We start from the raw sequence: 25,806 nt of genomic DNA on the forward strand, positions 1-25,806 counted from the left end.
TATATGATTAGTCATAAAAACGAATGCATTTTTTATAGTTAAGCTTCTATTAATTTAAATCTTACTCGCCCTTTTATAAAGTTAATAAGATTTTTATCCTCATTTATTATTTTTCCTAGGACATTTACATTTTCATTAGCACTTAAATCATCTTTAGTTATCTGCAGTTCTCCCATATACCTTTTATAACCTTCATTATCTATTGTTATACTTCCTTTATATCTTTCAATAGTATTTTCTTTTTTTATTATTGTACTATTGCTTCCTGCATAACTTCTAGACTCTTCAGCCCTAATTACATCTCTTGATTCGTCTCCCCTGCTTGTATAAGTTTTATTTAGTAATTCCTTATATCTTTCAGCACCGAATTCTTTATTATATCTTAGAACAATTATATTGTCTTTAAGATATGCCATTCTTTCTAGGGTTTCTGCGCATGCTTCTATATCTCCTATATACACATCATCTACATCATACTCATATAAAAGTTCAACTGCACTATTATACGTACTCTCATATCTATGGCTTTCAAGAGTTGGTAGTCCTAAAAATAGTGGGCCTCTTTTAAGCTTATCTCCTACCACATAAGCTGATACTTTTATTCCAAAACTTTTAATCATTTTATTCTTCTCAATAAAGTACACCTTATCAAGCCCTGTTTCCGGTCTAGGATAAAAATTATGCCAAGCTTCAATATTATTAAAATTTGCTCCTAATTCTTTTAAATTTACTATCTGCTCTCTTGTTAATGTACTAGCATTCAAGAATATTCTAATACCTTTAGATATTTCAGCGATTATCTCATCATCATATCCATAATCTATTCTTATTCCACTTATGCCTATATCATATATGCCTTTAATATCATTAATATCTAATCCCATTCTTTTAAAACTATCTGGTCCGAAATCCCCATATACCTCCATAGAATGCTTCTTTGCATATTCACATAGCCGTTTAAATAAATCTGGTTGCTCCTCCTTATTCCCATCCTCTGGTATATGTAGTGAAGTAAAAATTTTATCTATCCCATATTTTGATGCATCTTCAATTCTTCTCATATTATCCAGTTCATTTTCACTTAAATATATAGAAATTCCAAGCATATTCACCCTCCTATTTCTGAAATCTTAACTATAAATTTATAAGGATGAATAGTTAAATTCCATTCATCCTTACATTTTATTAATTAGTCATATAATCTTTCAACCATCTCTTCTTTAAATCCCCAGAAGTAAGTTATTATAAAACCTGCTACATAAGAGATCAAAAGACCTATAAAATATGCTAAATATTTATTTTGTGCAACAAGAGGAATTAACGCTAGTCCAGAAGGTCCAACTGCTATAGCTCCTAGCTTATATATTGCACACCAAGCTCCACCAAAGCCTGCACCTATACATGCTGATATAAATGGTCTTCCAAGAGGTAGAGAAACTCCATATATTAATGGTTCTCCAATACCTAAAAATCCAACTGGAAGAGCACTTGCTATTCTATTCTTTAATGACTTATCTTTAGTTTTTACATAGATAGCTATAGCTGTACCAACTTGGCCAGCACCTGCCATTGCTAATACTGGAAGTAATGTTGTAAATCCATCTTTTTCAATAAGTTGTAAATGAACTGGAGTTAATCCTTGATGTAGTCCAACAGTTACAAGTGGTAAGAAAGTTGCACTTAAAATATATCCTCCAAGAGCACCTAATTTATATAAGCAGAAATCTACAAGGAACCAAGTAATAGCATTCATAATAAATCCTGATAAAGGCATAATAATTGCGATTGTTATAAATGATCCTACTAATATAGTAACTAATGGTGTTATCATTAAATCTAGTGAATCTGGTATATACTTTCTTAAGTACTTTTCTATTACACTAAATATATAAGCTGCAAGAATAACTCCTAATACTCCGCCTAAACCTGTAGCAATTTGTAAGTTGAATCCGAATATACTAAAGGTTTTTAATTGAGTTAATGCAGGTGAATATATAAGTAGACCAGCAATACCTCCAATTACACCAGTTCCACCAAATTCTTTAGCTGCATTTATACCAGTAAATACTCCTAAAGCTCCAAATAATAGTCCTCCAATAGTTTTTAATAATATAAACCAAGATGCATTAATAACACCTTTATCTATTACTCCTGCTGTAGCCATATTTGCTATAACATTTGAAATACCTAAAATTAATCCTGATGAAACGAATCCTGGAATTAATGGAACAAATATATTTCCTACTATTTTTAATATTTCATGCACCTTTGTATTTTGCTTTTTCTTATATTTATCTTTAGTTTCCTTGGCAAGGTTTTCATTTAATGCAGCATGTTTCACATCAGATGATTCCTCCACTGTGCCACCTTTCATTTCAACTAGTTTTCCAAATTCATCTGCTACCTTTTTAACTTTTCCTGGGCCAATTACGACTTGAACAGTTTCATTTTGTATAACTCCAAGAACACCATCAATTTTTTTCAACCCATCAAAATCCACCTTTTCAAGGTTCTTAACTTTAATTCTTAATCTGGTCATACAATTTGCATAACTATCTACATTCCCACTTCCGTTTATTTTCTTTAGAATCTCCATTGCAAGTTCTAAATTTGTCATTTTTTACACTCCCCTCTTTAATTGTTTTTGAAGTTTTTGAATATAAATCTTGCTTATATTCAAAAACCTTTTTTTAATTTAATGATTCTATTGCTTTAGCTATGTAGCCTGAATTTAGTAATAATAGCTCTTCTGCTTTTTCTTTTTCTAAGTTCGAAATAATCATCATAATTGAAAGCTTAACATTATAGTTAGTTTCTTGAAGTACTTCCTCAGCTTTTTCTCTACCAACTTCAGTGGCTTGCATTACTATTCTTTTTGCACGTTCTACTAGCTTTTCATTAGATGGGTTTACATCAACCATAAGATTTCCATAAACTTTTCCCATCTTAATCATTACTCCTGTTGATATCATATTTAATACTAGTTTTTGGGCTGTACCAGCCTTCATTCTAGTTGACCCAGTTACAACTTCTGGACCTACCACTGGTGCTATTGAAATATCAGATATCTTTGCCATTGGTGAATTAGGATTGCAAGAAATTGAAATAGTGCTAGCACCTATGCTTCCTGCATATTCTAATCCTCCAATTACATATGGAGTTCTCCCTGATGCTGCAATTCCTACTAAAACATCTTTATCTGTAAGTTCAATATCTTTTAAATCCTTTACACAAAGTTCCTTAGAATCTTCGGCTCCCTCTTTAGCCTTAAACATTGCATCTCTTCCACCTGCAATTAGTGCTAATATTACGCCATCACCGACCCCATAGGTTGGTAAACATTCTGAAGCATCTAAAACTCCTAAGCGTCCTGAAGTTCCTGCACCACAGTAAATAAAACGTCCGCCTTCCTTAACCTTACTGGAGATTAAATCAACTGCATCTGAAATTTTATTTAATTCCTTTTCTACTGCTAATGGGACTGTTTTATCTTCATCGTTAATTAATTTAAGCATTTCTAATGTTGTTACTGAATCTATTTTCTTAGTATTTTCATTTCTTTTTTCTGTTACAAGTATTTCTAAGTTAATATCACTCATTTTTTTCACCCCCGTTTACTGTTTACATTTATAATTATATACTATTGAAATATTATTTCAAGTATTTTTATTTATTTTTGAAATTTTATTTTACGTTATGTAAAAAAGAAAGCACCTTCAGTTTAATTTCTGAAGATGCTTTTGAAATATTATTTCAATTTTTCAACTGCTTTTCGAGTTTCTAGAAGACTATTTTCAACTTTATCTAGATTATCAATTGCGACCCCTAAAAATAATGTATCTGTTATTATAAGCTGGGCCACCCTCGAAGATATTGCACCAAAACGAATTTGTTTCTCAGCATTAGGTACCTTTAATGATATATCACTCATACTTGAAAGAGGATTTTTATTGCAGCTAGTAATTGCTATAACTTTTGCTCCTTTTTCAATAGCTATGGATATACTTTCGTTTACTTCCTTTGTTTTTCCTCCATAAGATATTCCGATAGCAACATCTTTCTCTGTAATATGAACTGATGATGCTAATTGCAAATGGCTATCCATAAAATAAACCACTCTTTTATTTATTCTTGCAAGCTTATACATAAAGTCCATAGCTACTAATGAAGATGCTCCTACTCCAAATAGATATACGTTTTCAGCTTTACGTATAATCTCTATAGCCTCTTCTAAATCCTTGAAATTTATCAATCCTTGGGTTTCCTTTATTGATGTAACAGCTTTATTAACTAATTTATCAGTGATATCTATAATTGAATCCTCTGAAGATATAATCGCATCAAAATTATCATCATAGTTATTAGTAATTGTTTTCGCAATTTCTATTTTAAGCTCTCCAAAGCCACCAAAACCAAGTTTTCTAGAAAACCTTACTACAGAGGCCGCAGATGTTTCTGTTCTTTCGGCTAATTGCTGCGCTGAGAAGTTAATTACTTCTTCAGGGTTCTGTAATATATAATCACTTATTTTTTGTTCTGCCTGAGTAAACTCTGTTGCATATTGCTTTATACGTACATAAAATCCCATAATCTCCTCCTGGAATTTATAAATTATTGTTATTTGAAAAAAGTTTAATATTTAACTCATTTTAACATACCATGGCCTTTTTTGTATATTTCTGATTTCTTTATTTAATACTATTTTTAAAGGTCTTTATATTTCTTATTCTATTTTCATATTCTCTTCACATAAAATTCATATCTTTAAACTATTATGTTCTTGTCTATTATTAGCATGATAATTTTTTCGGATTTTAATTTTATCTACTATAACTTTTGACATAGAAATGAAACAAATAACGATTATACTTTTTTGTAGATATAATACAGGAGGATATTTTATGAATAAGAGAATTGAGTATTTAGACATTGCAAAAGGAATATTAATAATTACAGTAATTTTATCTCATAGCCCTTTCGAGTATGCCCAATATATGTATTGGTTTCACATGCCTGCATTCTTTATAATTAGCGGATTACTTTATAGGGATGGAATTAACTTCAAAACTCAATTTCTGAAATTTTATATACCATATCTTTGCTTTTCAGCTATTGATATAGTCTTTGATTTTTTAATTTCTCCTGATATGGCTTCATTTAGTAACTTTATTCAATCTTTTAATAATCATATATATAGCGGTAAAGCTGCCTGGGGAGTTTTTTGGTTTATACCTGTTTTATTAATAAGTAAGTTTATATTTTCAAAATTAAAAACCCATTTTAAAACACCCTATGTTATTGCAATAATCTCTATTGGATACATAGCTGCTCATATATATTCAATAAAAGTTATTCCAAATGAAATAACAGATATAACTGAGAAGTACTGGTACCCCTTAGACATGGACGTAGTTCCTATTGCATTAGCATATTACGCCATAGGTTTTTATTCTAAGAATATCCTACAATACTTAGTTACAAAATCCTCAATGATTATTAGCGGAATCATGTGTTTCATATTATTTCACATAAATTCTACTCAAAATATTTATTATTATATGAATATTAAGGATTCTTATTTTAAATCTATCCAATGGGATTTAATATATCCTTTATGCTTCACAATATTTATACTAGCATTTAGTAATAATTTATATAATGGTCGATTAAAAAGATTCCTTAATTACTGTGGCAAAAACTCATTAATTATAATGTATCTACATCGTCCAGTTGGTAATTTACTTTTGGATAAAATTCCTTCTTTAGGCTGGATAAGTTTCACTGTTGCTGGCTTAGGCTTCGCATTGTTATTTACTTATGTAGTTGATAAATATAGTGTAACAAAAACATTATTTAAAGGAGTTTTACCTGAAGGAGGATTACATTTATCATTAAGCAACTCTCATTCTTAAAATACATTAATTAAAATAGTTAGCATATAAAAAATGGAAGGTAACCCTTCCATTTTTATCTATTTTGACTCTAATTTTTTTATCATATCTCTTAGTTCAGCAGCTCTTTCAAATTGAAGATTCTTAGCTGCCTCTGCCATCTCAGCTTTATATTTTTTAATAAGTTTCTTTGGATCTTCTATTCTTTCCTCTAAAGATAATGCTGCTATGCTATAAGTTTCTTGTTCCTCTGCACTCTTAGTTGCTTCAATAACATCTCTAACATCTTTAATAATAGTTTGAGGAGTAATTCCATGTTCTTCATTGTACTTCATTTGAATTTCTCTTCTTCTATTAGTTTCTTTTAATGCCTTATCCATAGAATTTGTTATTCTATCTGCATACATAATAACCTTTGATTCAGAATTTCTTGCAGCTCTTCCTATGGTTTGTATTAATGAAGTTTCTGAACGGAGGAATCCTTCTTTATCAGCATCTAATATTGCCACTAAGGCAACTTCAGGTATATCTAACCCTTCTCTTAATAAATTAATACCTACGAGAACATCCACTTCTCCTAGTCTTAAACTTCTTATGATTTTCATTCTTTCAATCGTTTCTATATCAGAATGCATATAAGTAGTTTTAACGCCTAAATCCTTCATATACTTAGTTAAGTCTTCAGCCATCCTCTTTGTTAGTGTTGTTACCAGAACTCTAAAGCCTTTACTTATAGTTTCATTAATTTGGGCATAAAGATCATCTATTTGTCCTTCTACAGGTCTTACTTCAACTACAGGGTCTAATAATCCAGTAGGTCTTATTATTTGTTCTGCTATATTAGTTGAATGATCAATTTCATAAGCTGCAGGAGTTGCCGATACAAATACAACCTGATTTATTTTTTCTTCGAACTCTTCAAATTTTAATGGTCTGTTATCATAAGCACAAGGCAATCTAAACCCATACTCCACCAAGGATTCTTTTCTACTTCTATCCCCTGCATACATTGCTCTTACTTGAGGAAGTGTTACATGTGACTCATCTATGAATAATAAATAATCCTCTGGGAAATAATCTATTAATGTTTTAGGTGAAGTTCCAGGTGCTCTTCCATCCAAAATTCTAGAATAGTTTTCTATTCCTGTACAATATCCCATTTCCCTTATCATTTCTATATCAAAATTTGTTCTCTGCTTTAACCTTTGGGCTTCAAGTAACTTTCCTTCTGCATTTAGTACTTTTAATCTTTCCTCTAATTCCTGTTCTATAATTCCTAATGCAACTTCTAACTTACTAGATGATGTAGCAAAGTGGGATGCAGGGAATATAGATACGTGTTTTCTCTCACCTAAAATTTTGCCTGTAAGAACATCAAATTCTCTAATTCTGTCAATCTCATCGCCAAAAAATTCTATTCTTATGCCCTTGTTAGAGGAAGATGCAGGAATAATATCTAATGAATCTCCCCTTACTCTAAAGGTTCCTCTTGCAAAATCTATATCATTTCTTTCATATTGAATCTCTATAAGCTTCCTTATTATTTCATCTCTTTCCTTTTCCATTCCAGTTCTTAATGAAATGGTAAGTGTTTTATATTCCTCTGGATTTCCTAATCCGTATATACATGAAACTGAAGCAACAATTATAACATCTCTTCTCTCAAAGAGTGCTGAAGTCGCAGAGTGACGCAGCTTATCTATTTCATCATTTATTGAAGCATCCTTTTCTATAAAAGTATCAGTTTGTGGGACATATGCTTCAGGCTGATAATAATCATAATAGGATACAAAATATTCAACTATGCTATCTGGGAAAAATTCTTTAAACTCTCCGCAAAGTTGAGCAGCTAATGTCTTATTATGAGCTAATATTAGGGTAGGTCTCTGTACCCTTTCTATTATGTTTGCCATTGTAAAAGTTTTTCCTGATCCAGTTACTCCAAGAAGCGTCTGTCCCCTATCACCATTATTCAATGCATTAACTATACTATCTATAGCCTCTGGCTGGTCTCCTGTCGGCTTAAATTTTGATTCTATTTTAAACTTTCCCATAACCGCCTCCTACGAACATTTGTTTGTATACATATATTTTATACTTTTAATTATTGCCAGTCAACTTATAAAATGATGTACTTAAATAAAAAATGTAAGCTTAAAATAATACTAAAGGGTTTTAAGTTTCCTATAAAAAACCCTATACCACATACTTCAAGCCTACACAAACTACTTTTATTAGTTTTAACTACTCATCATCTTTTTTCTTTTTTATATTTTCTAATATCTCTTGAAAATCATTATTTAATTTAACCACTTGTTCTTCTTTTACCATCTTTGGAACTAAAACTACTCCTATTCTCCTATTTTCATCAGGCGTAATTGTAAAGTCTTGAAAAGTTCCATTCAGTTTCTTTATTTTTAATTTTATATCCAAATAACTTTCCCTTACTATTTTGTAAATATCAAGTTCACTTTGGATATATTCTTCATTGACTTTTATAATTTTATCTCCGCTTCTTATTCCTAGCTTAGAAGCTTGAGAACTAGGCGAAACCTCAAGAATACATATACCTTGATCATCACTTATGTACATAGGCGCTGATTTTGCTTCCATAATATTCGAAAGTCTTATCATAGCTTCATGTGCTAACGGAGCAAAAATAACCACAATAATCTCTCCAATTAGACCTACCCTGCAAAGCTGAGATACTAATACCAGAATCATTCCATAACATAAAATGAATATTCCTGACATCATTGCTTTTTTTCGTTTGCTCTTAGTGAAAGTAATAGACGAATATCCTATCATCCCATAAAAAGGGAATAACCCTACTACTGCTTTCTTCAAAAACTCTAGTGTAGAATTATGATTTAAAAGCGGCCACCAATTTGGCGTATTAATAGATTCAGTACCAAACTGAGATGTGGAACTAGTAATAATCATAAAAATAGCTATAGGTAAAGCCCAATATCTATTTAGTGCAAATCCACCAAATATTTTCCCACTCTTATTAGTAAACACTGGGATAGCACCTCTGCTACCATCAAACATAACCAGTAATCCTTCAACAATGTGAAGTATACCCACAAAAATCATAAGATTAATTATACTTATATTTATCGGAGCTTTATCTCCATATATTTGATAAAGTATAATACTAATTATCCCTAATATTGAACCGCTATATGAAAAGCATACAAACTTTGGTCTATAAATCATCAATAAGATAGATAGTAAAAATACCCATTCAATTCCTGATTTTTCACCAAATAATACACCTGAATAGCTTAATATTAAACTGCCAATAGCTCCTGCAAAAATTCCAAGTACAATCTGAGACAATGTAAGTTCTAGGGGAGAGTTAATACTCTCCCCTATTATCATTTTTTGCATCAATGATACTTTTCTATTTTTAAAATAAAACATTACCCCGAGTAATATGAGCACAAAAAACATATAAGGCCCAAATATTGCATAAGCTACAGATCTCAATGTATACATAGTTAGATCCATAGTCTTCAATCCTCCTATTTAAGTTTTTCTCTAATTACATCCAAAGCTTTTTCAAACTGAGGATCTTTGCTTCTATTATATGGGCTTGTTTGCAACTCTGTTGGATATTCCACTTGAATATCTGGCATGATACCTGTCTTATGAATATTGTTTCCATTAGGAGTATACCATTTAGATATTGTTACTTTTAATAGAGTACCATCATTCAATTCTATTGGACTCTGTACAACACCTTTCCCAAAAGTTTTAGTACCAACTAAAGTTGCTGCCTTATAATCTTTAAGTGCACCTGATACTATTTCAGCTGCTGAAGCCGTTCCTTCGTCTGTAAGTACAACTAAAGGAGTATTGATAAAATTACCACCCTTAGATACAGATTTTTCTTCATTATTATATTTATCCTTAGTAGATACTATTACTTTGCTTTTATCAATAAATTGTGAAACTACATTAACTGCTGTATTTAAGTATCCACCTGGATTGCCTCTAAGATCTAGTATTATCCCTTTCATTCCCTTAGACTTCAAGGAATTTAAGGTGTCAATAAATTCTTGATCCGTATGTTCATCAAAAGAGGATATAGATACTAATGCAATTCCATTTTCAATTATTTCACCTTTAACAGATTTCACTGAAATAGTATCTCTAGTTATTGTTAAGTCAAAGGTTCCCTTACCCTCTCTACTTAAGGTAAGTTTAACTTTAGTTCCCTTTTCTCCTCTTATCATTGCTTTAGCTTTATCATATTCTTTTGCCGTAACATCCTTGTCATCAACTTTAAGAATTATATCACCTTTCATAACTCCAGCCTTCTCGGCAGGCGAACCCTCAATCGGAGCAACAATAACAAGATTATCATCTTTTATATCTAATTCAATTCCAACACCAGAAATATTCCCTTGCATACTTCCCATAAAGTCACTTGCTTCCTTTTTAGTCATATATACTGTATATGGGTCCTCTAGTGCTGCTGTCATACCTTTAATGGCTCCGTCAAGAAGCTTATCATCATCAATTTGTCCATCGTATTTTTTGTATAACTCATCTCTAATGGCAAAAAGTTTCTTATATTTGTCTATATCATTTATATTCTGAAAATCTTTAGCTAAACTCCCGCCTACTCCTGGAAGTGATATACCTCTAAATGCCATCTTATTTCCTAAGAATAAAGATAAAGCATTACTTCCAATAAATAGAACTATAAGTAAAGCAATAGCAGTGATCTTAAAAGTCTTAGAACTTCTTCTTTCATTATTATGATTATCTTCCATCTTGTGCCTCCATTCATAACCCTAATTTAAATTATACCCAGGTTTATATTATATTTTCATTATGGGGCATAATATGTATAAAATTAATAATTTTTTTAATCTTATACAACTAAGAACTTTCTTAGGGCAATTATACTACCAAAGGCACCTATAAGAATTCCACCTAATATAAATTCCCATGACATAGTGCTTAAAACATAGAATGGACTAACTAAACTTACTGTAATTAATTGTTTAGATAATAATGAGAATAGTGCCTTGTATGAAAAAAACAATACTATGTTTGAGAATATAGCTCCCACTAATCCAATAATCACACCTTCAATGATAAATGGCCATCTTATAAACCAATCTGTAGCTCCTACGAATTTCATTATACCAATTTCTCTTCTTCTTGAGAAAACTGTTAACTTTATAGTATTAATTATTAAGAATAATGAAACTGCTACTAATATTACAAATAAAACTACACCTACCCATCTTACTGCTTTAGTGAATGAAGAAATCTTATTTATAACATCTTGGTCGTTTCCAATATTCTCTACACCAGTCATACTACTTACTGAATTTGCTACATCTTTAGCATATTCAGGCTTTTCAAGTGTAACTAAAAAAGATGCTGGTAATGGATTTGTATCACTATTATATCCATTAAGTAAATCTTTATATTCATTTAATTGATCTTTAAATTTATCTAAAGCTTCTTCCTTGGATTCATAATTTACATCTTTAACCCCAGTTTGTTCTTTCAACTTAATTTGAACATCTCTTTGGTCCATCATAGTTATGTCATCTTTTAAGAATACTTTAATTTCTACTTTTGATTCTATATCTTGCACACCTTTTCCAACATTTAGTGCTGCTAACAAGAATACACCAAATATTAGTAAAGTCATTAATACAGTTGCCATTGAAGCCAAACTTATAGTTTTATTTCTTTTTATACTCTTAAATGCATCTACTATAAAATACTTAATACTACTTAATTTCATCTTCGTACCTACCTCTCATTTCATCTCTAGCTATTTGCCCTTTTTCAATGGCTATAACTCTTTTCTTCATAGTATCAACAATATCTTTAGCATGTGTTGCCATTAACACTGTTGTTCCTGCCCTATTTATATCCTCTAGTAAATTCATTATTTCTGTCGCAGTTTCAGGATCTAAATTTCCAGTAGGCTCATCCGCTATTAAAACTGCTGGATTGTTTACTATGGCCCTTGCTAATGAAACTCTTTGTTGTTCTCCTCCTGATAATTCAGTAGGAAACATTTTATATTTGTGCGATAATCCTACCAATGAAAGTACCATAGGTACTCTTCTTCTTATTTCTCTTGGAGAAGACTCAACAACTCTCATAGCAAATGCAACATTTTCATATACATTAAGAGTTGGTATTAATCTAAAATCTTGAAATACCATTCCCATTTTCCTTCTATAGTAAGGTATTTGATTTCTCTTTATATTTGATAAATCTGTCCCATTTACTGTTATCTTTCCCTCTGTTGGGTCTATTTCTTTCAGAAGCATTTTTATAAATGTTGACTTACCTGCCCCAGAAGGACCAACTAGGAATACAAATTCTCCTGTCTCTATATTTATATTAACTTTAGCTAAGGCTTTTACATTGTTATTATAAATTTTACTTACATTCTTAAATTCTATCATAAAAACACTCCTCAATTTTTTTTGTGTGATTTTTTACTATGATTATTATTTTCACTATAAAAAACATAAACACTTTTTTATTATAACATAGTTAAAATCCATTATAAAATCCAATTTTTTAAAGTTTTTTGTCATATTTAATAATATTACGAAAAAGTTCATACTAAACTTGGTGTATTTTGTTTGAAATTAAAACCATTACTTCAAAACTTTGTTATACTGTATAAAAAATCTGAACCCCCAAACGACTTCTTCATTAAAGTCATTTTTGAATTCAGATCCGTTCAAAATAAATATTCAATTTACATATGTACCTACTTTTTTTAGCCCTCAAGCATGGTAAATCCCTCTCCTAGCACCTCTCTAACATCATTAACCGTTATAAATGCTCTTGGGTCTATTTCTTTTATCTTGAATTTAAGCTTAATAAATTGACGTCTATTTACCACTGTAAATATAATTTGATTATTTGCTTTGGAGTATCCACCTGTTCCATCTAGCACCGTACATCCTCTATCAACCTCATTTAAAATATATTTTACAATTTCTTCACCTTTTGAGCTAATTATAAAGACTTGCTTACAAACATTAAATCCTTCTATAAACTTATCAACCATACTTCCAATAAGAAATACACTGATGAGCCCAAACATTCCTAAATCAACACCAAAAGTATAGATGGCAAGGATTGTAATTATAAAGTCAGTTATTAACAAGCACTTTCCAATATCTAAATGAAGATATTTGTTTATTATTTTAGCTATAATAGATGTTCCACCTGTTGATGAATTCTGAGAAAAAACCATAGCTATTCCTAATGATGATATAACACTACCAGCTACTGTTGCTAATACAAGATTGTGTGTTACTGCAGTTGGCGCTAGATATTTTTCTATAAGCCATAAAACTAGTGAAAGTCCAAAGGATGCATAAATACTTTTACCACCAAAATTTCCCCCAATTAATATAAATGCTAAAGCAAACAATATAATATTAGCAATTATTAGTATTAGTCCTGGAGATATCCCAAATATTTTGTTTAGAACTAATGCAAGACCTGAGATCCCCCCAGCAGCTATATTGTTTGGATAAAAAAAGTATTCTAATGATATTGCTGTAAGTAATATTCCTATAGTAATTAATAAGTTTTCTTTAAAATATTTTTTCAAACTGCAATGCCCCCTCTACTACAATTTACTGTAACTCCCCAAAACCTTCTCCTAAAACTTCATGAACTTCTCCTACTGTTATAAATGCTGCTTTATCTATTTCTTTTATATAATTCTTTAATTTAATAAATTCATTTCTACCTAACACAGTATATAAAAGAGCTGTATCATTTCCTGAAAAGCCACCTTTTCCTTGAATAAATGTACATCCTCTATCTAAATCTTTAATTATAAATTGGCTTATTTCTTTGTTTTTATCACTAATTATAGTAACTTCTTTACAACTCTTAAATCCTTCTATTACTCTATCAATTGCTAATCCGTTAAATATAACGCATAGAAGTGCATAAAGCCCTCTGTTCACTCCAAAAGTTACTGCACCTGCTAAGGTGACTAAAAAATCTACTGATAATAATGACTTCCCAATATCTATGCTTATATATTTATTAATTATCTTAGCTACTATATCAGTTCCTCCAGTTGAAGCATTAACATTAAAAATCATTGCCATTCCCAAGGATGTAACTATGGTTCCAAAAATAGCTGCTAACATTAAGTCTGTTGTTAATGCTGTAGGCTTTAAAAACCTTTCTACTACCCACATAATAAACGATAACCCAAAACTGGCGTATATTGTTTTAGCTCCAAAGTTACCACCAATTAATAAAAATGCTACTGCAAATAATATAAGATTTAATATGAATACTACAGTACCTGTTTTTAGCCAAGTCACATATTTAGTAAGAACTATTGCTATACCTGTTACTCCTCCAGCTGCAATATCATTTGGGATAAAAAAATACTCTAGCGAAAAAACAACTAATAGTATACCTACTGTAATTAAAAAATAGTCTTTTAATATATTTTTATTCATAATAACCTCCTATGGCAGTAGTGTTTGTAATTTATACTTATTCTATTTATTATTTTACTCTTTTAGCTTTTTATAAATACGATATAACTAAAAAATATCCAGCATTTAATATTTTAGCTTAAAAATTGAAAACAGTATAGCAAAATTTACATGCTATACTGCTTATTTCTATATAATCCAATTTATTTTTTTAAACTTAATGCCTTTTTAGCTGCTTTTACTACTTCTTCAGCTGTTAATCCATAAGCCTTTAATAATTCGTCTGGTTTTCCGCTTTCTCCAAAAGTATCTTTAACTCCAACTTTAATTACTGGAACTGGAACTTCTTCTGAGATTACTTCAGATATAGCTGAACCTAAACCTCCGATTATATTATGTTCTTCAGCTGAAACTATTGCTCCTGTTTCTTTTGCTGCTTTTACTAATAATTCATTATCTATTGGCTTTAATGTATGAATATTAATTACTCTTGTACTAATGCCTTCTGCTTCTAAAATCTCTCTTGCTTCAAGTACTACATCAACCATTATTCCTGTTGCAACAAGTGTAACGTCTTTTCCGTCCTTTAATGTCACACCTTTTCCTATTTGGAATTTATAATCTGCATTATCATTTATTATATTTACTGCTGCTCTTCCTAATCTAACATAACAAGGTCCATTAAACTCTGCAATTGCCTTTATTGCAGCATCAGTTTCTACTGCATCACTAGGGCAAATAACTGTCATTCCTGGAATACTTCTCATTAATGCTAGATCTTCAATTGCTTGGTGAGATGCTCCATCCTCTCCAACAGTTAATCCTGCATGAGTAGCACATACTTTAACATTTAATCTAGGATAACATATTGAATTTCTTATTTGTTCGAAAGCTCTTCCTGCTGCAAACATTGCAAATGTACTTACAAAAGGAATTTTGCCACAAGTTGATATTCCAGCTGCTACAGACATCATATTTCCTTCTGCAATTCCCATATTTATAAATCTATCTGCACAAACTTTTTGGAAATCTGCTGTTTTTGTAGATTTTGAAAGGTCAGCATCTAATACAACTATATTTTTATTATTTTGTCCTATCTCTGCTAATGTTTTTCCATAAGCTTCTCTAGTAGCAATTTTCTTACTCATTATTTTTCTCCTCCAATTTCTTTTAATGCTTTTTCACATTGTTCAACACTTGGAGCTGTTCCATGCCATGCTGCCTCGTTCTCCATAAATGAAACACCCTTACCTTTAACTGTTTTACATATAATTGCAGTAGGTGCTCCTTTTGTTTTTTTAGCAGTTTCAATAGCTGCTAATATTTCTTCATAGTTATGTCCATCGATTATTATTGTTTTCCAACCAAATGCTTCATATTTTTTATCAATTGGAGCTGGATTCATTACTTGATGTACATCTCCATCTATTTGTAATCCGTTGTAATCTATAAATATAGTTAAGTTATCTAATCTGTAATGAGCTGCACTCATAGCTGCTTCCCACACTTGTCCTTCTTCTAATTCTCCATCTCCTAAAAGTGCAAATACTCTATAATTTTTATTATCAAGTTTTCCAGCTATAGCCATTCCAACAGCAGCTGATATTCCTTGACCAAGTGATCCAGTTGACATATCTATTCCTGGTAAGTCATTCATATTAGGATGACCTTGAAGTCTTGAACCAATCTTTCTTAATGTTTTTAATTCTTCAACTGGTAAATATCCTTTTCTTGCTAACGCAGAATATAAAACTGGCGCTGCATGACCTTTTGATAATACAAATCTATCTCTATCTGGATTATTTGGATTTTCCGGACTTATATTCATTTCGTTAAAAAATAATGTTGTAACTATATCTGTTGCTGATAGTGAACCACCTGGATGTCCTGATGCTGATTCTGTTAACATAGTTACTATATCTTTTCTTATTTCTTTGGCTATACTCTGTAATTCTGATATTTTATTACTCATTTTTGCCCTCCTGATTAAAAAAATTAACTTAATAAAGATTACCTTTTTTCCTAAGTCATTATATCATACAATTTTTTCTTTGTACATAATATTAGTGTATATGTGCTATGTTTTTTATACCTTTTATTTATATGTGCTATACTATTTAAAAATACTATAATCCAAACACACACCTTATCATTGCTTCTGAGTATCTAAAAAAACAAATAATGTATCTTTATATTATAGAAAAAAGGATTTTTTTATCATATTAAAACTTTATGTAGCTATATATATAATTTTTCCTCAAGTATATTAATATATGTAGATTAAATTTTTCTCCCTTTAGATAAAAAATCCTCAAGCTCAAAATGCTATAAATTCTTAAATAGCAAAAAAACTCAGCCTAAACTGAGTTTTTCATTGTATATTGTTTAATTTTTATTATAATCTTCTAAATAAGCCCTAAACTTATTACTAATGCCTTGCTAACCTTGTCCATATCAGAATCTGTCATATGCCCTATCTTTTCTTTTAATCTTCTCTTATCTAAGGTTCGTAATTGTTCAAGTAAAACAACTGAATCTCTATTTAAGCCATATTCTTCTGAAGAAATTTCTACATGAGTAGGTAACTTAGCTTTATTAATTTGAGAAGTAATAGCTGCTACAATAACTGTAGGACTATACTTATTCCCAATGTCATTTTGTATAATTATAACTGGCCTTATACCACCTTGTTCTGAACCTATAACAGGACTTAAGTCGGCATAAAACACATCTCCTCTTTTTACTACCATTGTGGTCATATGTCTATCACACTCCGCATAACCAATTCTCGTAATAATCGGTTTCTTCTAGTGAACCTCTAATACAAGTCTCGGCTAGTTCTAAATTAATTTCGGCCATTTCACCATAGCCTTTTGAAAGCTCTGCTTCTGAATAAATCATTTCTTTGCCTTCAATATATAATATTAGATTACCATCTGTATATTTACAGTTTTTTTCAATATTTACGGATAAATTTAAATTTTTCTTTGATAGAGACATAACCATTCCTCCTAGGTAGAAAAAGAGATTATGTATTAATTATATTACAAATTATGTCACGTTGTCAAAGATTTCGACCTTTGTTTCTCTATTTATTTTTTTCAAATACTACACATAGTTTCTTATTTTGACAATTTTTCCATCTCTGATGTAAACTCTTGGAACTCTTCTGCCTATCATACAGATTATCTCATAATTGATAGTATCTAGAATCTCAGCTAAGTCATCAGCATTAAATTTAGCTTCTCCTTGTTCTCCTAATAGAACAACCTCATCACCAACACTTACTTCTCCAACATCTGTAACGTCAACCATGACTTGATCCATGCATACCCTTCCAACTATAGGAGCTAATTTCCCATTAATGATAACTTTCCCCTTATTTGAAAGAGCTCTTGTATACCCATCTGCATATCCTACTGGAAGTGTTGCTATAATACTTTCTCGTTCTGTTTTAAATTTTCTTCCATAGCTTATATACATACCTTGAGGCAATGTCTTTAAATGTGCAATTGAAGTTTTCAAAGTCAATGCAGGTTTTAGATTAAGCTTATCTTTAAGAACTTCATCTGATGGATAATACCCATACATTATTATGCCTGGCCTTACTCCATCAAAATAAGTTTCTTCCATATCCATTATAGCTGCACTATTAGATACATGTTTAACATTAAATTTAATTCCTTCTTGTTCTAATCTATTAGTAAAATCATAAAACAGCTTTAATTGATATTTAGTATAACTTTTATCAGTTTCATCTGCTGTGGAGAAATGAGTAAAAATGCCCTCCAATATTATATTGGGAAGCTTGCTTATCTTTCTTACAATTTCTAATCCCTCTTCATTTGGTAATATTCCAATTCTCCCCATTCCTGTATCTAATGCTATATGAATTTTTATATTTCTCTTCTCTTTTATTGCTATATCTGAAAGTTCTTTAACATAATTAAGATCATAAACAGTTTGTTCAATATCATATTGAGCCATCTTATCACCAAATGTTAGTGGTGTATATCCTAAAATTAGGATAGGTGCCTTAACCCCAGATCTCCTTAATTCTAGTGCTTCTGTAATAACCGCTACAGCTAGTCCTGTAGCTCCATTTTCCAGAAAAATTGGTGCGACATCTAGTGCTCCATGGCCATATCCATCAGCCTTTACTACTGCGTAAATTTTTTTATCCTTTACTAAATTTTTAATCTGTCTCATATTATTTTCCAATGAATTCAGGTTAATTTCTGCCCAAACTGGTCTTATGCTTTCATCCATTAATTCCACCTCTTAGTTGCTTTTAATTTCCAAAAGACCTGCATCAAGTCTAGGATTAATCTGGAAGTCAGTGTACCTAGCCTCAAATGTTTTTTCGCCTTTTTTATTTAATATGACAAATCGTTCTGGAACTTTATCTGGAATGTTTATATATAAAATCCCTACATCCAAATTAGGATTATTAATATCTAGTGGTATGCTAACTTTATAATATCCTTTTCCAATTTCCTTATTATACTCAAATGATAATGCTCTTTCATCATTTAAATACTTTGATAAGTTGTTTATAAATGAAGCTTCATAGAAGTCATAGTTTTCCTTAGAAGTTTCAAATAATTCTCCATCTTTATCATTTCCACCTACAACTTGTCCCTCATTATTATACACCTGAATTCTATTGTCTCCAAAGACCACTTTATTACCTTTTTCCTTCAAAAAATACTGCTTAGTGGTTTCTTCTTTTTCTCCCATTGAATTATAAAATTTATAATCTACATTACATTCATAACTCTTAATGTTTCTTAATAGTTTCAAAACCCTCTCTGGTGAACTGGAAATTTTCATATAAATAATAGAAATACAAGATAAAATTATTACAAATAATAACATGCTTAGTGCAATCTTTTTTTTCATTTTTCCTCCAAAGTTATTTGCTCTACACTAATACTATTATTAAATGAATTTAATTATTCATAATTTAAGTTATAAAAAATCGTCAAGGCGATTATGAGCCGTCGATTTTTTACTCGCATCTGCCTTTCCAAACGAATGTGAGGAAAAACTGGCAGGCGACTAATTCTATTTTTTACTCTTTAGGTAAATCCATAGCCTTTTTATAGGAAACTTATAATGTTATCCTGAGCCTAAAATATTATAAGCTCCTCAAGAGTAAAAATTGTTAAGGAAATTATCCACCGGATAATTCCTTTAAATAGCTTGGAATCTTTTCTATTATACTTGTTGCACTAACTGAATACATCTCCTCAGATAAACGCTCTCCTATATACCCATGAATATATGACCCTAATTTAGCTGCATCAAGGATATTTATCCCTTGTCCAATAAGTGATGCAATTATTCCGGTCAGTGTATCCCCCATACCTCCTGATGCCATAGAACTATTTCCTGTAGGGTTTACATATACCTGATTCGCTCCTGCAATAACCGTATACAATCCCTTTAATAATACAGTTACTCCATATTTATTTGAGAATTCTTTTGCTATATCAATTCTGTTTATATTAAAATCGTCTATCCCTTTACCGGTGAGTCTTGCCATTTCGCCCAAATGTGGCGTTACAATTATGTCACCCTTACACTTATTTAATATATCCAATTGACTAGCTAATACATTTAATCCATCAGCATCTATAACAATCTTTCCAGCATAATTAGTGATTACCCAATTAATTAGTTTGTGGGCTTCTGGAGTTGTTCCTAACCCTGGACCAATTGCAACTACTTTCGCTGAATTTATTTTTTCCCCTAATTCCTCTTCTAGATGATACTCTCCCACCATAGCTTCATTTAATTTATTCCTCATAGAATCCCTTATCTTTCTATGAGTATATAAATTCACTAAGCCCGAACCTGTTTTAACAGCTGCTTGTGCTGTCAAGTATGCTGCTCCAGAATATTCTTCACTCCCAGCTATAATTGCAACTCTACCATAATCACTTTTATAGCCGAACCTTTCCCTCTTAGGAATAAGACTGCTTATATCAGCTCTTTCCGTCATAACTATTCCTTCACTTACTTCTTTTAAAATGCTTTCTGGAATTCCTATAGGCTCTATTATTACTTCCCCTAAATAACTTAGAGCCTTATAGTTTAAGAATCCTCTTTTCATTGTCTGAAAGGTTATAGTTTTATCTGCCTTGACTGATGCTCCCATAACTTCTCCCGTATCGCAATTTAACCCGGAAGGCACATCTATGGAAACTTTATATGCTGAAGAAGAATTCATACTTTCAACTATTTTTATGTACTGCTCATTTAAGTTTCTTGAGAGTCCTGTCCCAAATAAACAATCGACTATAACTTTAGTATTTCTACAAATAGTTTTAATATTTAAGTCGTCCTTATTAATTAATATAATATGTACATTTAGATTTTTTAATATATTATAATTACAAATAAAATCCACTGATGCTTTATCTAAGGAACCTACAACAATTACTCTTACCTTCTTATTTAGAAAATATAAATGTCTTGCTAATGCAACCCCATCTCCACCATTATTTCCTACTCCACAGATAATTAAAATGTCATCTAGATGATAAAAATGTTTTACCATTGAGAAAACTGCATTTTCCATTAATAGCACACTCGGCATTTTAAGAATTTCTATGGTTTTTCTATCCATAGCTCTGCAACCTTCTGAACCTAAAACTTCAATCATAACTCCTCCTTATATTTCTAAAATAACATATGCAATTGCGTCTGTTTTATTATGTGAGATACTTAAATGAATATTACTTACATTCAATTTGTCCGCTAACTCTTTAGCATTTCCATATAACACAATTGATGGTTTTCCTAGTTCATCTCTTACTACCTCAACTTCACCCAAAGTGAATCCTCTAAAACCTAACCCTACTGCTTTTGAGAACGCTTCTTTTGCCGCGTAACTCCCTGCTAAGCTTTCATAATTATTGTTTTTATTTTTAAAGTATTGTATTTCGTTTTCAGTAAAAACTTTAGCTAAAAAACTTGAAGTTCTGTTAACTGCTCGCTCGACTCTGTCAATTTCTATTATGTCAACTCCAACACCATATATCATTGTATTCCTCCAATTAATAAATATATCTAAATTCTACAACTGGAGAATTTAATTAGCAAGGATTGGCTAATAATTGTTTAAATGAGTATTAAGCGCCAATCCCTACACAATCACTTGATCATAATATAAATCTAAAAATCTAGAACACATTCATCAACCTTTTCTCCTAATATGTCAATAACATGAACAGGAGAAACTTTATGCTTATATATTAAGTTTAACATTTCTTCAACCTTGCTATAAATTGGCGAAATTAGGTTTATACTTTCTCGCTCTACATCCTTTAACTCTTCAGCTTTAAACAGTAAGCGCTCAGCTTCAATACCATATGCTTTAACGTTATCATATAAATTTTCTGTTAGCCTGTATGAATATTCATACCTAATATCAAAGTCAATTTCCTCCACTGCTTTTTCACTCTTCAAAATAACCATTTTTATCCCCCTTAATCTTTACAATTTTCCCTTCGGCATAAAAATACTGTATAAAAAAATCATAACATAAGGGTTTCAAAAAACTTGTCAAAAGATGAACAAGCTTTAAATTAATTTCTCTCATAAATAGACATTATTATCTTAAAATGTACTTTGTACTATATACAAACTTCTCTTTATCTACAAAAATCTACTTTCTTGAGAAAAATATTATAAATTTTGAATTATAATATTTTTTAACTCAACATCTAGAGATAAATATCCACAAATATCTTCAATAATCAAAATTGATGCTAAAGTCACTGCCATTTCTTCTGTCTCCATATTATTTAATGAATATCTCTTCTTATAACTCTCTAAGACTTCCTTTCTATATCTAATATCCTTATATATTTCCTTTAATATCTTAATTAAGTACTTATAGATGTTTGATATAAACAATTCCTTTTCTCTATTTTCACCATTTATAATTTTTTTTAAAATTTCTTCTTCGTCATTTATTCCATAGTCAGCTCTTAATTGTTTAACCATTCGTTCGGCAATATATCCACCTACTATTTCTTCATTAATAAGTGCTATCTCACCACTAGTATTAAATAGAACCATGAATTCTATGTTTAATTTCCCTAGAGCTTTTAACTCATCAACTAAATTTTTGATGTTACTATTAAAAGCTACAGTGTAATTGGATTCATTTATAAAATACTCTAACTCTCTCGCAACAGCTAATGTTACAAATTCATAAAAACTTTTTGAAGACATTTTGTGAATCATTTTATTCCCTCCCTAATTTATACATTAACTAAAGATATTTCAAAATGCATAAGAATACTAATAGTACTAGTGTCAGGTACTATTTTATGTAGGAATTTCATATTTTATGTTATTTATTAATAAGAAAAGAGAGCCAATTAAATTAGCTCTCTTAATCTCTCAATAAATCCATAATCCCATAGTTGAAATTTTTTGTATACGTTCCCATACCATGAATTTATTATAACACACGAAAATTAAAAATCAACATATTTATGAAAAATCTTCAAAAAATTCTAAACAAAGATGGAATTAGCAATATTTTATCCTAATAAATATAACCAAAATATGGTATTATGTGATTTCTAAAATAATATTATAAATTACATTATTAAATTTTTAACAATATTTAAGAGTAATTTGCCTTTTATCTCTTTTATTTTTATTTTTTTTGTTGTATAATTTAATCAATAACTAATAATTATTATTAACTAATAATTATATTTTGCAATAATTTTTAATGGTGAATGATTTTAAGGAAGGTGAAAATATGAGATCTTTAGAAGTAAAAAAGGACATACACTGGGTCGGTGCACTTGACCCTGAACTAAGAATTTTTGATATTATAATGTATACCCCTTATGGAACAACTTACAATTCATATGTTGTTAAAGGTAGTGAAAAAGTTGCTGTTTTTGAAACTGTTAAGGAACAATTCTTTGATCAATATATTGAAAGATTAAAGGATCTTGATATAGATGTATCAAAAATTGATTATATCGTCGTTGATCATACAGAACCTGACCACGCTGGTTCCGTGGCCAAGTTATTAGACCTTTCCCCTGGAGCAAAGGTTGTTGGCTCTGCTGCTGCTATTAGATTTTTAAAGAATATTGCTAATAGAGAATTTGAATCTATTATAGTATCTGATAATGACACACTATCTTTAGGAAATAAAACTCTTAAATTTTTATCTGTACCATTTCTACATTGGCCAGATACAATATATACTTTTATTCCCGAAGATAAAACATTAATAACTTGTGATTCTTTTGGTACTCATTATTGTTTTGAAGAAATTTTTAATGATAAAATTCCGAATGAAAAAGAATATATGGAATCTTTAAGATATTACTATGATTGCATAATGGGACCTTTTAAACCATATGTTCTTAAAGCAATAGATAAAATAAAGGATTTAGATATAGATTTAATTTGTCCTGGACACGGTCCTATATTAAGGGAAGATCCATGGAAAATTGTTAATCTCTATAAGGGATGGAGCACTCCTTCAGTTAACAATGATAAGAAAAAAGTTACAATTTCATACGTATCTGCTTACGGATACACAGAACAACTAGCAAATACAATTGCAGATGGAATAAAATCAGTATCTGATATTGAAGTAAAACTATATAATGTTATTCATAATCAAATGAATGATATTGTATCTGATATATCTGACTCTGATGGAATTCTTTTTGGCTCTCCAACTATTGTAGGTGAGTTATTGGAACCTATACGTGACTTATTATCAAAACTTAATCCAATAATTCATGGTAAAAAAGTTGCTGGTGCATTTGGATCATATGGTTGGAGCGGAGAGGCTGTTCCTAGAATAGAAGCAAGACTCAAGGAATTAAATATGAATTTATTCTCTCCTGGGTTAAGAATTAACTTCAAACCTTCAGATAATGACTTAAAAGAAGCATTTGAATTTGGAGTAGGTTTTGCTGAAAAAATCTTAGGTAGAGAACAAAAGCAAAATGTGAAAGATAATAAAGAAATAGCTCAAATATCTACAGATGGTGAAATTAAATATTGGAAGTGTGTAGTATGCGGAGAAATTTTTGAAGGTACTGTTCCACCAGAGATTTGTCCAGTATGTGGTGCAGGAAGAGAGCAATTTGTTGAAGTTGTAAAAGAAAATAGAAGTTTTAGGAATGATACTGAAGAAAACTTTGTAATCATTGGTAATGGTGCTGCCGGATATTATGCTGCTAAAGCCATAAGAGAAAGAAATGAAAAAGCTAATATAACATTAGTATCTAAAGAAAAACTTTCTTCTTATTTTAGGCCTCAATTATCTGACTTAATTTCTCAAGAAATAGATGAAGAAACTTTTTATATAGCACCATCAAAGTGGTATGATGATAATAAAATTAATCAGATTCTAGGTAAAAAAGTTACTTCTATAAATAAGGATTTAAAGGTAATTAATTTTGAAGATAATACTAAAATAAATTATGATAAACTAATTTTAGCTACTGGAAGTCATAATTTCATTCCTAATGTTGAGGTTATTGACTTAGATAATAAAAAAGAAATAATAAGCTTGAACTCCTTTAACTATAACTCTATTAATGGAATCTACTCAATAAAAGATATAGAAGATGTTAACAAACTTAAAATGAATCTATGTAAAGAAAAGAAAGTTGTTGTAGTAGGTGGTGGGCTTCTAGGACTTGAAGCTGCATGGGAAATAAATAAATCTGGGGCAAAAGTTAATGTAGTAGAGTTTTTCTCAAGGCTGCTACCTCGTCAATTAGACGATGAAGGTGCTGAACTATTTAAAACAGCTATAAACTCTACTAATATAAAGTTAAGGCTTGGTGAATCTGTAAATAAGATTAAAACAAGTAATAATACAGTAAAATCTGTTGAATTAAACACAGGAGAAGAAATAGAAGCTGATATAGTTCTCTTTTCAGTAGGAATTAGAGCTAATACAGATTTAGCTAAGGCTACTGGAGTTCTTTGTGATAGGGGTATAATTGTAAATGACAAGATGGAAACAAATATAAATGGAATATATGCTTGTGGAGATGTAGCTGAGTTAAAGGGAATATCTTATGGTAACTGGCCAGCTGCTATCGAAATGGGTAAGATAGCAGGAGCAAATGCTGCAGGAGATTCACTAGAATTTCAAGGGTTTGTTTCCTCAGTAATATTTGATGCATTAAATACAAAAATCTTCTCTGCTGGCACAGTTGATTTTAATGATTCTTCTTTAGAATATTTATCTGTAAAAAGTAACGAGGAAGCTAAGTATTCAAAATACTTCTTTAAAAATCATAAACTAATTGGTGGAATATTAATTGGTGATTTATCTACCTCTTCAAAAATAATAGAAGGTATTTCAAAAGAGATTACAAAATCAGAAGTGTTCTCATTCCTTAAATAAATGAAAAAAATTAGAGATG

23 protein-coding genes are annotated in these 25,806 nt (G+C 30.4%); 2 read left to right on the forward strand and 21 right to left on the reverse strand.

Annotation, left to right across the window (positions count from 1 at the left end):
* Positions 1-38: 38 nt before the first annotated feature.
* From L1S47_RS07710 to L1S47_RS07725, 4 genes are all read right to left on the reverse strand, one after another.
* Positions 39-1,106 (reverse strand): DUF871 domain-containing protein, encoded by a 1,068-nt coding sequence (locus tag L1S47_RS07710; protein ID WP_238883004.1) that lies wholly within the window; start codon positions 1,104-1,106, stop codon positions 39-41.
* An 83-nt stretch (positions 1,107-1,189) separates the two neighbouring features.
* Positions 1,190-2,617, reverse strand: a complete 1,428-nt coding sequence (locus tag L1S47_RS07715; RefSeq protein ID WP_238883006.1) for a PTS transporter subunit EIIC — start codon at positions 2,615-2,617, stop codon at positions 1,190-1,192.
* Positions 2,618-2,690: 73 nt separating this feature from the next.
* On the reverse strand, positions 2,691-3,599 hold the full coding sequence (murQ, locus tag L1S47_RS07720) for an N-acetylmuramic acid 6-phosphate etherase (RefSeq protein ID WP_238883008.1): 909 nt from the start codon (positions 3,597-3,599) through the stop codon (positions 2,691-2,693).
* Between the two features lie 149 nt (positions 3,600-3,748).
* Positions 3,749-4,588 (reverse strand): MurR/RpiR family transcriptional regulator, encoded by an 840-nt coding sequence (locus L1S47_RS07725; protein ID WP_238883010.1) that lies wholly within the window; start codon positions 4,586-4,588, stop codon positions 3,749-3,751.
* A gap of 313 nt (positions 4,589-4,901) precedes the next feature.
* On the opposite strand from L1S47_RS07725, the gene L1S47_RS07730 reads away from it, so the two are divergent.
* Positions 4,902-5,912 carry an acyltransferase family protein gene (locus tag L1S47_RS07730; RefSeq protein ID WP_238883012.1) on the forward strand — a complete coding sequence of 337 codons (1,011 nt, stop codon included), beginning with the start codon at positions 4,902-4,904 and terminating at the stop codon, positions 5,910-5,912.
* A 59-nt stretch (positions 5,913-5,971) separates the two neighbouring features.
* On the opposite strand, the gene uvrB is transcribed toward L1S47_RS07730, so the two are convergent.
* The 17 genes from uvrB to L1S47_RS07815 form a co-directional block, all read right to left on the reverse strand.
* A complete protein-coding gene (gene uvrB, locus L1S47_RS07735; RefSeq protein ID WP_238883014.1) occupies positions 5,972-7,945 on the reverse strand; it encodes an excinuclease ABC subunit UvrB in 1,974 nt (657 codons plus the stop codon).
* Positions 7,946-8,135: 190 nt separating this feature from the next.
* Positions 8,136-9,404, reverse strand: coding sequence for a site-2 protease family protein (locus L1S47_RS07740; RefSeq protein ID WP_238883016.1), 1,269 nt, complete (start codon positions 9,402-9,404; stop codon positions 8,136-8,138).
* 14 nt (positions 9,405-9,418) lie between these two features.
* The gene (locus L1S47_RS07745) at positions 9,419-10,675 is read right to left on the reverse strand and encodes a S41 family peptidase (RefSeq protein ID WP_238883018.1); all 1,257 of its coding nucleotides are present in this window, start codon (positions 10,673-10,675) and stop codon (positions 9,419-9,421) included.
* A 101-nt stretch (positions 10,676-10,776) separates the two neighbouring features.
* The gene (gene ftsX / locus L1S47_RS07750; protein WP_238883020.1) at positions 10,777-11,667 is read right to left on the reverse strand and encodes a permease-like cell division protein FtsX; all 891 of its coding nucleotides are present in this window, start codon (positions 11,665-11,667) and stop codon (positions 10,777-10,779) included.
* Entirely contained in the window at positions 11,654-12,343 is a 690-nt protein-coding gene (ftsE, locus tag L1S47_RS07755) for a cell division ATP-binding protein FtsE (protein ID WP_202766923.1), read from the reverse strand. Before ftsE ends, ftsX begins: the two co-directional genes overlap by 14 nt.
* Positions 12,344-12,666: 323 nt before the next feature.
* Positions 12,667-13,512 (reverse strand): YitT family protein, encoded by an 846-nt coding sequence (locus L1S47_RS07760; protein ID WP_238883022.1) that lies wholly within the window; start codon positions 13,510-13,512, stop codon positions 12,667-12,669.
* 25 nt (positions 13,513-13,537) lie between these two features.
* Positions 13,538-14,386, reverse strand: coding sequence for a YitT family protein (locus L1S47_RS07765; protein ID WP_202766921.1), 849 nt, complete (start codon positions 14,384-14,386; stop codon positions 13,538-13,540).
* A 182-nt stretch (positions 14,387-14,568) separates the two neighbouring features.
* Positions 14,569-15,513 carry a transketolase family protein gene (locus L1S47_RS07770; protein ID WP_238883024.1) on the reverse strand — a complete coding sequence of 315 codons (945 nt, stop codon included), beginning with the start codon at positions 15,511-15,513 and terminating at the stop codon, positions 14,569-14,571.
* Complete coding sequence (locus L1S47_RS07775; protein ID WP_202766919.1) at positions 15,513-16,337, reverse strand: transketolase; 825 nt, start codon at positions 16,335-16,337, stop codon at positions 15,513-15,515. The genes L1S47_RS07770 and L1S47_RS07775 overlap by 1 nt, the downstream gene beginning before the upstream one ends.
* A 433-nt stretch (positions 16,338-16,770) precedes the next feature.
* Positions 16,771-17,124 carry a type II toxin-antitoxin system PemK/MazF family toxin gene (locus tag L1S47_RS07780; RefSeq protein WP_274228687.1) on the reverse strand — a complete coding sequence of 118 codons (354 nt, stop codon included), beginning with the start codon at positions 17,122-17,124 and terminating at the stop codon, positions 16,771-16,773.
* Between the two features lie 7 nt (positions 17,125-17,131).
* The gene (locus tag L1S47_RS07785) at positions 17,132-17,365 is read right to left on the reverse strand and encodes a hypothetical protein (protein ID WP_202766918.1); all 234 of its coding nucleotides are present in this window, start codon (positions 17,363-17,365) and stop codon (positions 17,132-17,134) included.
* 108 nt (positions 17,366-17,473) lie between these two features.
* Positions 17,474-18,634: an alanine racemase gene (gene alr, locus L1S47_RS07790; protein ID WP_238883026.1), complete on the reverse strand. Its 1,161-nt coding sequence runs from the start codon at positions 18,632-18,634 to the stop codon at positions 17,474-17,476.
* A gap of 12 nt (positions 18,635-18,646) precedes the next feature.
* Positions 18,647-19,267, reverse strand: coding sequence for a germination lipoprotein GerS-related protein (locus tag L1S47_RS07795; protein WP_238883028.1), 621 nt, complete (start codon positions 19,265-19,267; stop codon positions 18,647-18,649).
* Positions 19,268-19,541: 274 nt separating this feature from the next.
* The gene (locus L1S47_RS07800; RefSeq protein WP_238883030.1) at positions 19,542-21,035 is read right to left on the reverse strand and encodes an NAD(P)H-hydrate dehydratase; all 1,494 of its coding nucleotides are present in this window, start codon (positions 21,033-21,035) and stop codon (positions 19,542-19,544) included.
* 9 nt (positions 21,036-21,044) lie between these two features.
* Positions 21,045-21,416 (reverse strand): holo-ACP synthase, encoded by a 372-nt coding sequence (gene acpS, locus L1S47_RS07805; RefSeq protein WP_238883031.1) that lies wholly within the window; start codon positions 21,414-21,416, stop codon positions 21,045-21,047.
* A 131-nt stretch (positions 21,417-21,547) separates the two neighbouring features.
* Positions 21,548-21,850: a DUF6514 family protein gene (locus tag L1S47_RS07810; RefSeq protein ID WP_202766913.1), complete on the reverse strand. Its 303-nt coding sequence runs from the start codon at positions 21,848-21,850 to the stop codon at positions 21,548-21,550.
* A gap of 210 nt (positions 21,851-22,060) precedes the next feature.
* Positions 22,061-22,624 carry a hypothetical protein gene (locus tag L1S47_RS07815; RefSeq protein WP_238883033.1) on the reverse strand — a complete coding sequence of 188 codons (564 nt, stop codon included), beginning with the start codon at positions 22,622-22,624 and terminating at the stop codon, positions 22,061-22,063.
* A 529-nt stretch (positions 22,625-23,153) separates the two neighbouring features.
* On the opposite strand from L1S47_RS07815, the gene L1S47_RS07820 reads away from it, so the two are divergent.
* On the forward strand, positions 23,154-25,787 hold the full coding sequence (locus L1S47_RS07820) for an FAD-dependent oxidoreductase (protein ID WP_238883035.1): 2,634 nt from the start codon (positions 23,154-23,156) through the stop codon (positions 25,785-25,787).
* Positions 25,788-25,806: the final 19 nt, after the last annotated feature.

This window comes from Clostridium sp. YIM B02551 (assembly GCF_022324735.1).
In the GTDB taxonomy this organism is placed as follows: domain Bacteria; phylum Bacillota; class Clostridia; order Clostridiales; family Clostridiaceae; genus Clostridium_T; species Clostridium_T paridis.

Coding starts and splice junctions, on each gene's coding strand:
- L1S47_RS07725 (WP_238883010.1), bottom strand. CDS start 4,588: ATGGGATTTTATGTACGTATAAAGCAATATGCAACAGAGTTTACTCAG.
- L1S47_RS07715 (WP_238883006.1), bottom strand. CDS start 2,617: ATGACAAATTTAGAACTTGCAATGGAGATTCTAAAGAAAATAAACGGA.
- alr (WP_238883026.1), bottom strand. CDS start 18,634: ATGGATGAAAGCATAAGACCAGTTTGGGCAGAAATTAACCTGAATTCA.
- L1S47_RS07815 (WP_238883033.1), bottom strand. CDS start 22,624: ATGATTCACAAAATGTCTTCAAAAAGTTTTTATGAATTTGTAACATTA.
- L1S47_RS07785 (WP_202766918.1), bottom strand. CDS start 17,365: ATGTCTCTATCAAAGAAAAATTTAAATTTATCCGTAAATATTGAAAAA.
- L1S47_RS07765 (WP_202766921.1), bottom strand. CDS start 14,386: ATGAATAAAAATATATTAAAAGACTATTTTTTAATTACAGTAGGTATA.
- L1S47_RS07775 (WP_202766919.1), bottom strand. CDS start 16,337: ATGAGTAATAAAATATCAGAATTACAGAGTATAGCCAAAGAAATAAGA.
- L1S47_RS07820 (WP_238883035.1), top strand. CDS start 23,154: ATGAGATCTTTAGAAGTAAAAAAGGACATACACTGGGTCGGTGCACTT.
- L1S47_RS07730 (WP_238883012.1), top strand. CDS start 4,902: ATGAATAAGAGAATTGAGTATTTAGACATTGCAAAAGGAATATTAATA.
- L1S47_RS07710 (WP_238883004.1), bottom strand. CDS start 1,106: ATGCTTGGAATTTCTATATATTTAAGTGAAAATGAACTGGATAATATG.
- ftsE (WP_202766923.1), bottom strand. CDS start 12,343: ATGATAGAATTTAAGAATGTAAGTAAAATTTATAATAACAATGTAAAA.
- L1S47_RS07795 (WP_238883028.1), bottom strand. CDS start 19,267: ATGAAAAAAAAGATTGCACTAAGCATGTTATTATTTGTAATAATTTTA.
- L1S47_RS07770 (WP_238883024.1), bottom strand. CDS start 15,513: ATGAGTAAGAAAATTGCTACTAGAGAAGCTTATGGAAAAACATTAGCA.
- L1S47_RS07780 (WP_274228687.1), bottom strand. CDS start 17,124: ATGACCACAATGGTAGTAAAAAGAGGAGATGTGTTTTATGCCGACTTA.
- L1S47_RS07800 (WP_238883030.1), bottom strand. CDS start 21,035: ATGATTGAAGTTTTAGGTTCAGAAGGTTGCAGAGCTATGGATAGAAAA.
- ftsX (WP_238883020.1), bottom strand. CDS start 11,667: ATGAAATTAAGTAGTATTAAGTATTTTATAGTAGATGCATTTAAGAGT.
- L1S47_RS07810 (WP_202766913.1), bottom strand. CDS start 21,850: ATGGTTATTTTGAAGAGTGAAAAAGCAGTGGAGGAAATTGACTTTGAT.
- acpS (WP_238883031.1), bottom strand. CDS start 21,416: ATGATATATGGTGTTGGAGTTGACATAATAGAAATTGACAGAGTCGAG.
- uvrB (WP_238883014.1), bottom strand. CDS start 7,945: ATGGGAAAGTTTAAAATAGAATCAAAATTTAAGCCGACAGGAGACCAG.
- L1S47_RS07745 (WP_238883018.1), bottom strand. CDS start 10,675: ATGGAAGATAATCATAATAATGAAAGAAGAAGTTCTAAGACTTTTAAG.
- L1S47_RS07740 (WP_238883016.1), bottom strand. CDS start 9,404: ATGGATCTAACTATGTATACATTGAGATCTGTAGCTTATGCAATATTT.
- murQ (WP_238883008.1), bottom strand. CDS start 3,599: ATGAGTGATATTAACTTAGAAATACTTGTAACAGAAAAAAGAAATGAA.